Origin of the sequence: Enterobacter sp. 241F3 (genome assembly GCF_034106785.1) — a bacterium.
Classification (GTDB): Bacteria; Pseudomonadota; Gammaproteobacteria; order Enterobacterales; family Enterobacteriaceae; genus Enterobacter; species Enterobacter vonholyi.
Genome location: NZ_JAWNDD010000001.1, coordinates 1,220,964 through 1,233,268, shown reverse-complemented (window position 1 = coordinate 1,233,268; position 12,305 = coordinate 1,220,964). Strand labels below are relative to the sequence as shown.

The window sequence follows — 12,305 nt, the reverse complement described above, 5'->3', positions numbered from 1 at the left end:
ATGGCCATCCCTAAATTAACCGCTTACGCGCTGCCAACCGCCGCAGAGTTGCCGACCAACAAGGTGAACTGGGCGTTTGAACCGGAGCGCGCCGCGCTGTTGATCCACGATATGCAGGAGTACTTCCTGAACTTCTGGGGCGAAAATAGCGCGATGATGCAGCAGGTAGTAGCGAACATCGCTAAACTGCGTGCGTACTGCAAAGAACACAATATCCCGATTTACTACACCGCGCAGCCAAAAGAGCAGAGCGATGAAGACCGCGCCCTGCTGAACGACATGTGGGGGCCGGGCCTGACCCGCTCGCCGGAGCAGCAGCGCATCGTCGCTGAGCTGACCCCGGACGAAGCGGACACGGTGCTGGTGAAGTGGCGCTACAGCGCGTTTCACCGCTCGCCCCTGGAGCAGATGCTGAAAGAGACGGGCCGCAACCAGCTGCTGATTACCGGCGTGTACGCTCACATCGGCTGCATGACCACCGCCACCGACGCCTTTATGCGCGACATTAAGCCGTTCTTTATTGCCGACGCGCTGGCGGATTTCACCCGTGACGAGCACCTGATGTCCCTGAACTACGTGGCCGGACGTTCTGGCCGCGTGGTGATGACCGACGAGCTGCTGCCGTCCGTTCCGGCCTCGAAAACCGCGCTGCGCGAGCTGATCCTTCCGCTGCTGGACGAGTCCGACGAGCCGATGGATGACGAAAACCTGATCGACTACGGCCTGGATTCAGTGCGCATGATGGCGCTGGCCGCCCGCTGGCGCAAAGTGCACGGCGATATCGACTTCGTGATGCTGGCAAAAAATCCCACTCTCGACGCCTGGTGGGCGCTGCTTTCCCGCGAGGTGACGTAATGGCGGGATTCGATTTTACCGGCAAAACAGTCTGGGTGACGGGCGCGGGGAAGGGGATTGGCTACGCGACTGCACTGGCGTTTGCCGAAGCAGGCGCGCAGGTGACCGGGTTCGATCTGGCCTTCCCGCAGGATGACTATCCGTTTGCCACCGAAACGCTGGACGTGGCGGATGCCGCACAGGTACATGAGGTGTGCGGGCGCGCGCTGGCTTCGCTCGAACGGCTGGACGTGCTGGTCAACGCCGCGGGCATTCTGCGCATGGGGGCGACGGACCAGCTCTCGCAGGATGACTGGCAGCATACCTTCGCGGTCAACGTCGGCGGCGCGTTCAACCTTTTCCAGCAGACGATGGGCCAGTTTCGCCGCCAGCAGGGCGGGGCGATGGTCACCGTGGCCTCCGACGCGGCGCACGCGCCGCGCATCGGCATGAGCGCCTACGGCGCATCGAAAGCGGCGCTGAAAAGCCTGGCCCTGACCGTCGGGCTGGAGCTGGCGGGCAGCGGCGTGCGCTGCAATCTGGTGTCGCCGGGCTCAACGGACACCGATATGCAGCGCACCCTGTGGAAAAGCGACGATGCGGAACAGCAGCGCATCCGCGGCTTCGGCGAGCAGTTTAAGCTCGGCATTCCGCTGGGCAAAATTGCCCGCCCGCAGGAGATAGCTGCGACCGTGCTGTTCCTTGCCTCCGATGCCGCCAGCCACATCACCCTGCAGGATATCGTGGTGGACGGCGGCTCCACGCTGGGGGCATAAATGATCTGGAAACGTCATTTATCGCTTGAAGAACTGAACGCCACCAGCGTGAATACCCTGGTGGCGAACCTGGGCATCATCTATACCCGCCTCGGGGACGACACGCTGGAAGCGGAGATGCCGGTAGATGCGCGAACCCATCAGCCGTTTGGCCTGCTTCACGGCGGTGCCTCGGCGGCGCTGGCGGAAACGCTCGGCTCAATGGCCGGATTTCTGATGACCCGCGACGGGCAGAGCGTGGTGGGAACGGAGCTGAACGCCACGCATCATCGGGCAGTTTCCCACGGTAAGGTTCGCGGCGTGTGTCAGCCGCTGCATCTTGGGCGTTCGAGCCAGAGCTGGGAGATTGTGGTTTTCGACGAGCAGGGGCGGCGGTGCTGCACCTGCCGGTTAAGTACGATGGTGCTGGGCTAACCCAGGCAGATCAAAGTGATCGGCTTAACACTGTGGTGTAAATCTCTGGTTTGACCACGCATTATTGCGTTTCAAAGTTGTTAAATTTTTCCGGTTGTTCTAGAAACAAAATGTAACATCTCACTGTTTCACAACAACGGACAACAACTATGAACAACTCAGGGAAATACCTTACATGGGCAGGGCTCTCCGTTGTGGGAGCCTTTGCCCTGGGCTATATCGCCCTCAACCGGGGGGAGCAGATCAACGCGCTCTGGATCGTCGTTGCCTCGGTCTGCGTTTACCTGATCGCCTATCGTTTTTATGGCCGCTATATCGCTAAAAATGTTCTGGCGGTCGATAGCACCCGCATGACGCCTGCCGTCCGCCATAACGACGGTCTGGACTACGTGCCGACCGACAAGAAAGTGCTGTTCGGTCACCATTTTGCGGCGATCGCCGGGGCAGGCCCGCTGGTGGGCCCGGTGCTGGCGGCGCAAATGGGCTACCTGCCGGGGATGATCTGGATCCTGGCGGGCGTGGTGCTGGCAGGCGCGGTGCAGGACTTTATGGTGCTGTTCGTCTCCACCCGCCGCGACGGACGTTCGCTGGGGGAGCTGGTGAAAGAGGAGATGGGGGCCACTGCCGGGGTGATTGCGCTGGTGGCGACCTTTATGATCATGGTGATCATCCTCGCGGTGCTGGCGATGATCGTGGTGAAAGCGCTGACCCACAGCCCGTGGGGAACGTATACCGTAGCCTTTACCATTCCGCTGGCGCTGTTCATGGGGATCTACATCCGCTACCTGCGTCCGGGCCGGATTGGTGAAGTGTCGGTGATTGGCCTGGTATTCCTGGTGTTCGCCATTATCTCCGGCGGCTGGGTGGCGGAAAGCCCGACCTGGGCGCCGTTCTTCGACTTTACCGGCGTACAGCTGACCTGGATGCTGGTGGGCTATGGCTTTGTGGCGGCGGTGCTGCCGGTATGGTTGCTGCTGGCGCCGCGTGACTATCTCTCAACGTTCCTGAAAATCGGCACTATCGTCGGGCTGGCGATCGGCATTCTGATTATGCGCCCGACCCTGACCATGCCTGCATTAACCAAATTCATCGACGGTACCGGCCCTGTCTGGACCGGCAATCTCTTCCCGTTCCTGTTTATCACCATCGCCTGTGGTGCGGTGTCGGGCTTCCACGCGCTGATTGCCTCCGGTACCACGCCGAAGATGCTGGCGAATGAAAATCAGGCCTGCCTGATCGGCTACGGCGGTATGCTGATGGAGTCCTTCGTGGCCATTATGGCGCTGGTCTCCGCCTGCATTATCGACCCGGGCGTGTATTTCGCGATGAACAGCCCGATGGCGGTCCTGGCCCCGGCCGGCACCGTTGACGTGGTAGCGTCTGCCGCGCAGGTGGTGAGCGGCTGGGGCTTTGCGATTACGCCTGAAACGTTGACGAGCATCGCCAGCGAAGTGGGCGAGCAGTCGATTATCTCCCGCGCGGGCGGGGCGCCGACGCTGGCGGTCGGCATGGCGTATATTCTCCACGGTGCGCTGGGCGGGCTGATGGACGTGTCGTTCTGGTATCACTTCGCCATCCTGTTTGAAGCGCTGTTTATCCTGACGGCGGTGGATGCGGGAACCCGTGCGGCGCGCTTTATGCTGCAGGATCTGCTGGGCGTCATCTCCCCGAACCTGAAGCGGACCGATTCGCTCCCGGCTAACCTACTGGCGACGGCGCTGTGCGTGCTGGCGTGGGGGTATTTCCTGCATCAGGGCGTGGTCGATCCGCTGGGCGGGATTAACACCCTGTGGCCGCTGTTCGGTATCGCCAACCAGATGCTGGCGGGCATGGCGCTGATGCTCTGCGCGGTGGTGCTGTTCAAGATGAAGCGCCAGCGTTACGCCTGGGTGGCGCTGGTGCCAACCGCGTGGCTGCTTATCTGTACCCTGACGGCGGGCTGGCAGAAAGCCTTCAGCCCGGATAATAAGGTGGGCTTCCTGGCGATTGCCAACAAGTTCCAGGCGATGATCGACAGCGGCAAGATCCCGGCACAGTACACCGAATCGCAGCTGTCGCAGCTGGTGTTTAATAACCGTCTGGACGCCGGGCTAACCATCTTCTTTATGGTGGTGGTCGTGGTGCTGGCGTTGTATTCTCTCAGGACCGCGCTGGCGGCGTTGAAAAACGATAAGCCAACTGCGAAAGAGACGCCGTACGAGCCGATGCCTGAAAACCTGGAAGAGATTGTGACCCAGGCGAAAGGGGCGCACTAACCTGTGTGCCGGGTGGCGGCTTCGCCTTACCCGGCCTACATTTCTTATCCTCCCTCTCCCTTTGGGAGAGGGGCGGGGTGAGGGAAACAAACGAGAAATGACCTATGTTCGACACTCTATCCAAAGCAGGTAAGTACCTGGGCCAGGCCGCAAAAATGATGATTGGCGTGCCGGACTACGACAACTACGTCGAGCATATGCGCGTCAACCATCCGGACCAGACGCCAATGACCTACGAAGAATTTTTCCGTGACCGCCAGGACGCCCGCTACGGCGGCAAGGGCGGGGCGAAGTGCTGTTAACCCTCTTTCGGTAAATAGAGGCTGATCTGTTCCTGCTTACAGCCGTAGATCGCCGCCAGCTTTTCGCGGGTGCGCTTTTGCGGACGGGAGTCCAGCGCTTCCAGCTGTGACACGGCGGACTGGCTGATGCCGAGTTTCTCCGCCACCTCCTGCTGGGATAGCCCGCGCAGGATACGCCACGCGGCCTGCAGGCTGACGTTCTCGTTATGCATGACGTCGCATACTTCACCAGGTAATCCTACGTCATCATAACAATCGTGTTCGACTTCAATATCCTCTAGATCATCATCGGTTTCGTCGTCAATTTCTGCCATCTGTAAGCACATACGAAAGTATTCATCATAGGGAATAACGACGTACTGCGCTTTTCCGTCATCGTCCTTAATTAGCTGAACAGCCATAGGGGGCTTTCTCCTCGTGAAGGTAGGTCGTTGATGTTCTGCGCTTGACGGCCAAAACATAACAATGGTTATCGGGATCGTCCCGAAGTGTAATCAGAATGCGGTAATCGCCAACGCGTAGCCGAAAATGATTTTCTGTTGCCGATATTTTTTTGATATCGGGCCGGGGAGCTGAGCGATCGTCCAGCTCAGCAAGTTTTGCTTTGATTCTTCGCTGATATCGGCCATCGATTTTGGAAAATTCTTTCTTTGCATTCTTTGACCAGACAATCTTCATCCGTACCTCCACTGTACGCCCACACAAAATATAAGGAAATAATAAGACTATTAGATAAATTCCGAATTTCTTATGGGGTACTGTAGAGCGGAGAAAAAATACAGGTAAGAGGCAAAACGCATACCGTCGAGGCGGCTCGAAAAGGCCTCTGCCGGGCGACAGAGGCTTGCATGGAGATTGCGATCAGGCGTTCAACCCGCCGTCCACATCCAGGCCGGTACCGGAGATCTGTCCGGCGGCCGGGCTGGCAAGGAAGGTGACCGCCGCCGCGATGTCTTCCGGCTGGCCGTAGTGGCCGACGGCGATCATCTGGCGCTGAGCTTCCGCCTGTTCGCCGTCTTCCGGGTTCATATCGCTGTTGGTGGGGCCGGGGTGGACAAGGTTAACGGTAATACCGCGCGGCCCCAGATCGCGCGCCAGCCCGCGGGTGAGGGAGTTGAGTGCAGACTTGGTCATCGAGTAAACGGCAATACCCGGCATCGCCACGCGGTTGGCCAGACAGCTGCCGATGTTGATAATGCGCCCGCCGTCAGACATGTGCACCAGCGCTTCCTGAATGGCGATCACCACGCCGCGAATGTTGACGTTGATGAGTGCGTCGATGTCCGCCAGGGTCATGGATTCCAGCGGGCCGCCGCGCGCGATCCCGGCGTTGTTGACCAGGATGTCCAGCCCGCCAAGGGAACGCGCCGCATGGGTGACGGCATCCTGAATCGCCTGTGCGCTGGCGCTGTCGGCCTGCACGTCTTCCCAGCGCCTTAATCTCATCGGCGACCGCCTGGGCTTTATCGGCAGATTTTTCATACGTAATAATCACATCCGCACCGGCGCGCGCCAGCGACAGTGCAATAGCCCGACCCAACCCGCGGCTGGCACCGGTAACCAGTGCCTTTTTACCTGTTAAATCGATCTGCATGATGACCTCGTTACGAGAGTGGTAAGAATCATCATTAGGTATAGACGGTCAGGGAGATTAACGGCTGAAGTATTCCACCTTCTCAAACGCCGCGCGCAGAACGTCGGGCGTTAACGTCACCGGCAGATAATGAATTGATTCCACCGGACGCAGGGTGTGGGCAATCACCTTATCCAGCTCCTCTCGGCTGTTAATATCGACCTCCAGCGCGCGAAGCGTGGTCGGCAGGTTAAAACGCCGATACGCCGAGACCAGCTGTGCCAGCACGTCGTCCTGGCCGAGCAGGGCGCTCTGCACGAGAATGCCGTAGGCCACCTTGGTGCCGTGGAGGTATTTTTCCGTCTGCGGCAGCACGGTCAAACCGTTGTGCACCGCATGCGCCGCCGCCACGCGGGTATAGCGTTCGCCCAGACCGCCGACCATCCCGCCGCCTGCGATAATCGCATCCACCACGTCCCGGAACGCCTGCGTCTGTTCACCGCGCTGCTGGTCAGCCAGGGCTTCCTCACTGTGCTCCAGCAGCACGTCGCGGATAGCCAGCGCGCCGTTGATGCCCAGCCGTACGGTCAGCGGCAGCTTTTCAGGCTGCGGGGCGAGCACTACCGCTTCGTACCACTTCGCCAGCGTATCGCCGATGCCCGCCAGCAGATACTCCGCCGGGGCGTTAAGGACGATCTGCGGCTCCACCAGCACCAGGAAGTTGGCGTCGTCGAAGATCTCAAAATGCAGCGCCTGACCGGCATCGTTGTACCAGACGGAGAGCGGGGTCCACGCCGCGCAGGTGGCGGCAATAGTGGGGATGCCCACGAACGGCAATCCTAAGCGGCGCGCCACGGCCTTGACGGCATCGAGCACCGCGCCGCCGCCAACGCCAATCACCACGCTGGCGTCGCTGCCGGATTCATTCACCAGATGGGTGACGTCGCGCTCGCTGCAGTGGCCTTTAAACAGCAGGTGTTTCGCCCCCGGCGCATTAAAGCTCTCCGGCAGGAAAGGGCGCGCGCCTTCGATCGCGCGCTCGCCGTAGATCCACACCGCGCGGGAAAGCTGTTCAGGGGTAAAGAAGTCATTCAGATGCGCAAGGCTTCCGGAATGAGAGAAGTAGTTCGCCGGGCCAGGCACGACGCGGATATCGGTATTGCTCATGATGGTGTCCTTTTTGGGAAGCGCTAACCCGATGTTATGTCTGGACATCCGGATGGCTAATAATATTTCGCTTTAACTTATGCCTTTTCCGTCGTTGTCAGTCAACCGGAGCTGTGAAAAATTCGGTAAATCAGAAGAGTAATGAAGGATTTACGCGGATGGTTTCCAGTCGCCTTGAAATGCGCGGTATCAGCCTGGCCTTTTCCGGCTTTCAGGCGCTGTCGCGCGTGAATTTCACCTTATCCGGCGGCTCCGTACACGCGCTGACCGGCGCCAACGGCGCGGGAAAATCGACGCTGATGGCGGTGCTGTGCGGGACGCACGACCACTATGAGGGCGAGATCAGCATTAACAACCAGCCGGTAAACATCCGCGAACCGCTCGATGCCAAACGGCTGGGGATCCACCTTGTGCAGCAGGAAGTGGACGTGGCCCTGATCCCGGGGTTAAGCATCGCCGAGAACATCATGCTCGACCAGCTGGCGCAGCCGGGGCATCGCTTCAGCTGGCGCGCGATCCGTCAGCAGGCGAGACAGGCGCTGGCGCAGCTGGATGTTTCTCTGGACGTACGCCGTTCCATCGACAGCTGCACGCTTGCCGAAAAGCAGCAGATTTTGCTGGCGCGGGCGCTATCCCACCACTGCCGTTTTTTGATTCTTGATGAGCCCACCGCGCCGCTGGACGCGCACGAGAGCGAGCGCCTGTTTGCGGTAGTCAGACGCTTAAAGCAGCAGGGCATCGGCGTGGTGTTTATCTCCCACCGCATTCACGAGCTGAAGGCCATCTGCGACACCCTGACGGTGCTGCGCGACGGCAAGCTGATTGAGTCCGGACCGATGGCCGATCTTAGCGGAGAAGCGATCGTCGAGAAGATGCTCGGCCACGTGCTGAGCGATATCTATCCGCCCGCGCGGCCGCCGCACGGCGAAGAGACGCTCCTGCGGGTAGAAGGTCTGCACGACGACGCGCTGCTGAAAGATATCTCCCTGCACCTGCGCAAGGGCGAAATTCTTGGTATTGCCGGGCTGGCGGGGGCGGGAAAAACCGAACTCTGTAAGGCGCTGTTTGGCGCCAGCAAAAGCCGCGTGGCGCGCGGTGAGCTGAATCAACAGCCCTGGCAGCCGCGCGACCCGGCGGACTCGGTGCTGCGCGGGCTGGCGCTGGTGCCTGAGGAGCGGCGTAAAGAGGGGATTTTTATCGACGAGCCTGTGAGCATGAACCTTGCCGTCTGCGCCGATAACAGCTTTTCGCGCTGGAGTCTGTTCGGCCATCGTCAGGCGTGGCGCTGGGCGGAGGAGGTGATCGCCCGCGTAGGCGTGCGCGCCCGTGGGCCGGGACAGGTGCTGCGCCGCTTATCTGGCGGCAATCAGCAGAAGGTCGCCATCGGCAAGTGGCTGCGCAATGACGCGAGCGTGCTGATCTTCGACGAGCCGACCAAAGGCGTGGACGTGAAGGCCAAAACCGATCTGTTCCAGCTGATTGACGGCCTGGCGCGCGAGGGCAAAGGGGTGATTTACGCCTCCGGCGAATTTGCCGAGCTGGTCGGGCTGTGCGACCGCATCTGCGTCCTGTGGGACGGGCGTATCGTGGCGGAAATCGCCGGGGCGGAGGCCCGCGAAGAGACACTACTTTATTATTCAACCGGAGGAACGGCGTCGTGAGTAAGGCCCTTTCAGTAAACGCGACGGCGTCTGGCCGTCAGCAGATTTTCGATTTTCTCTACAGGTGGGGCATGTTGCTGACCGTCGTCGCGCTGGTGGCCGTCTTTGGCCTGGCGTCTGACAGCTTCCTCGATCCGAACAACATCATCAATATCCTGCGCTCGATTGCCATCGTGACGGTGATTGCCATCGGCGTGTCGATCTCGCTGACCATCGGCGGATTCGATCTCTCCGTGGGGTCTACCGCGTCGCTGGCGAACGCGCTGGTGATTTCCCTTTTCGTCTGGCACGGCTTCGGCACCACCGAGTCGATTCTGATTACCCTCGCGCTCTGCACGCTGGTGGGACTGTTTAACGCCTTTCTGATCGTTATCATGCGCATTCCGGACATGCTCGCGACGCTGGCCAGCCTGTTTGTGATCCAGGGCGTGGCGATGACCTACAGCTACGGCGGGTCGATTACCGAAAACATGGTGCTGCCGAGCGGCGATATGGCGGAAGGGACTATTCCGGCGGCGTTCAGCCTGCTGGGACAGGTGCCGACCATCGTGATCGTCATGCTGGTGGTGACCGTGCTGGCACAGCTGGGGCTGTCGCTCACCACTCATGGACGCCGGATGTACGCCATTGGCGGTAACCCGGAAGCGGCGCGTCTCTCCGGCATTCGCACCACCCGCTACAAGGTGGCGGCCTACGTGATTGCCTCGCTGCTGGCGGGCCTGGGCGGGATTTTGCTGGCCTCGCGCATCGGGTCGTCGCAAGTGAACGCGGGCGGCGGATATCTGATGGATGCGGTAGCGGCGGCGTGGATTGGCTTCTCGCTGGCCGGGTCCGGCAAGCCGAACGCGCTGGGGACCCTGGTCGGGGCGGTTATTCTCGGCGTGCTGTCGAACGGGCTGGTGATGCTCTCCGTGCCGTATTACGCCATGGACATTATAAAAGGGCTGGTGCTCGCGGTAGCGCTGGCGATTACCTACATACAAAAACGCTGACAACACAACGGGATAAAAAATGAAAAAGATTGCACTCTCTTTGGTGGCATTAGGGTTATTCACCGCTCTGCCTGGCTTTGCGGCCACGCCCGCACCGCTTCCGGCGGCCATTGCCAACCATGACGGCCCGATCCGCATCGCGGTGATCCGTAACCTCGGCTCAGACGACAACACCACGCAGTTTATTGCCGGGGCCATTCAGGAAGGGAAGAAGCTCGGCTTTAAGGTCAGCACCTTTTTAAGCAACGGGGACGACGCCAAATTCCAGGACTTCGTGAACCAGGCCATCAGCCAGAAGTACGACGGGATTATCCTGTCTCAGGGCCGCGATCCGTACTCCACCGCGCTGGTGAAGAAGGCGGTGGACGCCGGGATTAAGGTCGCGGTATTTGATACCGCCGTCAACGGCGAGATCCCGGGCGTGACCGTTACCCAACAGGACGATGCCTCCCTGACGAACCTCTCCTTCGGCCAGCTGGCGAAAGATTTCAACGGCAAGGCCAATATCGTCAAGCTGTGGGTGGCGGGCTTCCCGCCGATGGAGCGTCGTCAGGCGGCCTATAAAGAGCTGCAAAAACAGTATCCGGACATTAAAGAGCTGGAGTCTATCGGCGCAGTCTCTTCCGACGTGCAGGGCGACACCGCCAACAAGGTGGGCGCAATCCTCGCGAAATACCCGAAAGGTAAAATCGACGCCATCTGGGGAACCTGGGACGCCTTCAGCCAGGGCGCGTATAAGGCGCTGAAAGAGAACGGCCGTACCGAGATTAAACTCTACAGCATCGACATCTCCAACCAGGATCTGCAGCTGATGCGCGAGCCGGGCAGCCCGTGGAAGGTGAGCGTGGCGGTGGATCCGAAGCTGATTGGCGCGACCAACGTGCGTCTGGTGGCGAACAAGATTGCCGGGGAAGCGACGCCAGCGACCTACGATTTTAAGGCAGCCGCCATTCCTCAGGCGCTGCTGACCGCCCAGCCGGGCGCGGTGAACGTGGCGTCGCTGGGCAAAATCATTCCGGGCTGGGGCCAGACGGAAGATTTTATCGCGCCGTGGTTTGCGACGCTGGAAGCGAAAAATAAATGAGCGAGCTCCCTACGCCCGAATACAGCCGCAATATGCGGCTGATTGGCCATAGCGATCAGGGGGGTCGCCCGGACGGCGTGCAGCTGATGGTGCATCGCGGTTTCGCCTATATAGGCCATATGGTGTCGCAGGGCTTTTCGATTGTCGACGTGCGCGACCCGAAAAACCCGAAAGCGGCAGGCTACGTGCCCGCGCCGCCCGGCACCTGGAACGTGCATCTGCAGGCGCATGATGACCTGCTGCTGGTCATTAACGCGCGGGATCTTTTTGCCGATGCGCGTTTTGCCGACGAGAAGGTCTACTACACCCGGCAGGTGGGCGAGACCGTCAGCGACGTGCAGGACAAAGGCTGGAGCGCGGGGCTTCGCGTTTTTGATATATCCACGCCGGACAAGCCGCGCGAAATCGGTTTTCTGTCGCTGAGCGGTATCGGCATCCACCGCATCTGGTACGTCGGCGGACGCTGGGCGTACGTGTCGGCGCTGATCGACGGCTTTACCGACTACATCTTTTTGACGATCGACCTGGCCGACCCGCGTAAGCCTGAGGTGGCAGGGCGCTGGTGGCTGCCGGGGATGAATCAGGCAGAAGGGGAGAAGCCGAACTGGCCGGAAGGGAAACGCTACGCGCTCCACCATGCGATTATTGCCGGCGATACCGCGTACGGCAGCTGGCGCGACGGCGGCCTGACGCTGCTGGACGTGAAGGATCGCACTCAGCCTAAGCTCATTAGCCACCGTAACTGGAGCCCGCCGTTTGGCGGCGGCACGCACACCGCGCTGCCGCTGCCCGACCGCGATCTGCTGGTGGTGCTGGACGAAGCGGTGCTCGATAACCAGGAAGACGGCGAGAAGCTGATCTGGCTGTTTGATATTCGCGAGCCGTCGAATCCGGTCAGTATTTCTACCTTCCCGCAGCCGGATGAAACCGACTACGTGGCGAAAGGGGCGCATTTTGGGCCGCACAACCTGCACGAGAACCGGCCGGGGAGCTTTGTCAGCTCAACGCTGATTTTTGCGACGTATCAGAACGCGGGCGTGCGCGCGTATGACATCTCAAATCCGTATCGGCCCGTGGAAACCGGTGCGCTGGTGCCTGCGGCACCGGAGAAAATGATGGATACTCGACCGAATCGCCCGCAGGTGATCCAGTCGTGTGACGTGTTTGTGGATGCGCAGGGAATTATCTACAGCACGGACTATAACGGCGGACTGTCGGTGATTGAGTATTTGGGGTAAGCGCAGTTT

Annotated in this window: 12 protein-coding genes and 1 pseudogene; 9 read left to right on the top strand and 4 right to left on the bottom strand. The window is 60.3% G+C overall.

The window, feature by feature from the left end:
* The 5 genes from UR504_RS05880 (at position 1) to UR504_RS05860 (ending at position 4,581) form a co-directional block, all read left to right on the top strand.
* Entirely contained in the window at positions 1-855 is an 855-nt protein-coding gene (locus UR504_RS05880) for an isochorismatase (protein ID WP_302234429.1), read from the top strand.
* A complete protein-coding gene (gene entA, locus UR504_RS05875) occupies positions 855-1,610 on the top strand; it encodes a 2,3-dihydro-2,3-dihydroxybenzoate dehydrogenase EntA (protein WP_252092632.1) in 756 nt (251 codons plus the stop codon). The genes UR504_RS05880 and entA overlap by 1 nt, the downstream gene beginning before the upstream one ends.
* Positions 1,611-2,024 carry a proofreading thioesterase EntH gene (gene entH, locus UR504_RS05870; RefSeq protein ID WP_127729977.1) on the top strand — a complete coding sequence of 138 codons (414 nt, stop codon included), beginning with the start codon at positions 1,611-1,613 and terminating at the stop codon, positions 2,022-2,024.
* A gap of 149 nt (positions 2,025-2,173) precedes the next feature.
* Positions 2,174-4,279: a pyruvate/proton symporter CstA gene (cstA, locus tag UR504_RS05865; RefSeq protein ID WP_274242308.1), complete on the top strand. Its 2,106-nt coding sequence runs from the start codon at positions 2,174-2,176 to the stop codon at positions 4,277-4,279.
* Positions 4,280-4,383: 104 nt separating this feature from the next.
* A complete protein-coding gene (locus UR504_RS05860) occupies positions 4,384-4,581 on the top strand; it encodes a YbdD/YjiX family protein (RefSeq protein WP_006809671.1) in 198 nt (65 codons plus the stop codon).
* Here the strand turns inward: UR504_RS05860 and UR504_RS05855 are convergent.
* The 4 genes and pseudogenes from UR504_RS05855 to UR504_RS05840 form a co-directional block, all read right to left on the bottom strand.
* Positions 4,578-4,982 (bottom strand): helix-turn-helix domain-containing protein, encoded by a 405-nt coding sequence (locus UR504_RS05855; protein WP_127729982.1) that lies wholly within the window; start codon positions 4,980-4,982, stop codon positions 4,578-4,580. The genes UR504_RS05860 and UR504_RS05855 overlap by 4 nt on opposite strands.
* Positions 4,963-5,259 (bottom strand): type II toxin-antitoxin system RelE family toxin, encoded by a 297-nt coding sequence (locus tag UR504_RS05850; RefSeq protein WP_023303272.1) that lies wholly within the window; start codon positions 5,257-5,259, stop codon positions 4,963-4,965. The genes UR504_RS05855 and UR504_RS05850 overlap by 20 nt, the downstream gene beginning before the upstream one ends.
* 183 nt (positions 5,260-5,442) lie before the next feature.
* A pseudogene (locus UR504_RS05845) lies at positions 5,443-6,175 on the bottom strand (SDR family NAD(P)-dependent oxidoreductase).
* 57 nt (positions 6,176-6,232) lie between these two features.
* A complete protein-coding gene (locus UR504_RS05840; RefSeq protein ID WP_302234436.1) occupies positions 6,233-7,321 on the bottom strand; it encodes an oxidoreductase in 1,089 nt (362 codons plus the stop codon).
* Positions 7,322-7,479: 158 nt separating this feature from the next.
* On the opposite strand from UR504_RS05840, the gene UR504_RS05835 reads away from it, so the two are divergent.
* The 4 genes from UR504_RS05835 to UR504_RS05820 are packed head-to-tail and all read left to right on the top strand — an operon-like array spanning position 7,480 to position 12,296.
* The gene (locus UR504_RS05835) at positions 7,480-8,982 is read left to right on the top strand and encodes a sugar ABC transporter ATP-binding protein (protein ID WP_302234438.1); all 1,503 of its coding nucleotides are present in this window, start codon (positions 7,480-7,482) and stop codon (positions 8,980-8,982) included.
* Entirely contained in the window at positions 8,979-9,974 is a 996-nt protein-coding gene (locus UR504_RS05830) for an ABC transporter permease (RefSeq protein ID WP_302234439.1), read from the top strand. Before UR504_RS05835 ends, UR504_RS05830 begins: the two co-directional genes overlap by 4 nt.
* 19 nt (positions 9,975-9,993) lie before the next feature.
* The gene (locus tag UR504_RS05825) at positions 9,994-11,058 is read left to right on the top strand and encodes a sugar ABC transporter substrate-binding protein (RefSeq protein WP_048026943.1); all 1,065 of its coding nucleotides are present in this window, start codon (positions 9,994-9,996) and stop codon (positions 11,056-11,058) included.
* Positions 11,055-12,296, top strand: a complete 1,242-nt coding sequence (locus tag UR504_RS05820) for an LVIVD repeat-containing protein (protein WP_111964416.1) — start codon at positions 11,055-11,057, stop codon at positions 12,294-12,296. Before UR504_RS05825 ends, UR504_RS05820 begins: the two co-directional genes overlap by 4 nt.
* Positions 12,297-12,305 lie beyond the last annotated feature (9 nt).

Bases quoted from the DNA above. Each gene is read 5' to 3' on its own strand.
- UR504_RS05820 (WP_111964416.1), top strand. From the start codon at position 11,055: ATGAGCGAGCTCCCTACGCCCGAATACAGCCGCAATATGCGGCTGATT.
- UR504_RS05850 (WP_023303272.1), bottom strand. From the start codon at position 5,259: ATGAAGATTGTCTGGTCAAAGAATGCAAAGAAAGAATTTTCCAAAATC.
- UR504_RS05880 (WP_302234429.1), top strand. From the start codon at position 1: ATGGCCATCCCTAAATTAACCGCTTACGCGCTGCCAACCGCCGCAGAG.
- UR504_RS05860 (WP_006809671.1), top strand. From the start codon at position 4,384: ATGTTCGACACTCTATCCAAAGCAGGTAAGTACCTGGGCCAGGCCGCA.
- UR504_RS05855 (WP_127729982.1), bottom strand. From the start codon at position 4,982: ATGGCTGTTCAGCTAATTAAGGACGATGACGGAAAAGCGCAGTACGTC.
- UR504_RS05825 (WP_048026943.1), top strand. From the start codon at position 9,994: ATGAAAAAGATTGCACTCTCTTTGGTGGCATTAGGGTTATTCACCGCT.
- UR504_RS05840 (WP_302234436.1), bottom strand. From the start codon at position 7,321: ATGAGCAATACCGATATCCGCGTCGTGCCTGGCCCGGCGAACTACTTC.
- UR504_RS05835 (WP_302234438.1), top strand. From the start codon at position 7,480: ATGGTTTCCAGTCGCCTTGAAATGCGCGGTATCAGCCTGGCCTTTTCC.
- cstA (WP_274242308.1), top strand. From the start codon at position 2,174: ATGAACAACTCAGGGAAATACCTTACATGGGCAGGGCTCTCCGTTGTG.
- entA (WP_252092632.1), top strand. From the start codon at position 855: ATGGCGGGATTCGATTTTACCGGCAAAACAGTCTGGGTGACGGGCGCG.
- entH (WP_127729977.1), top strand. From the start codon at position 1,611: ATGATCTGGAAACGTCATTTATCGCTTGAAGAACTGAACGCCACCAGC.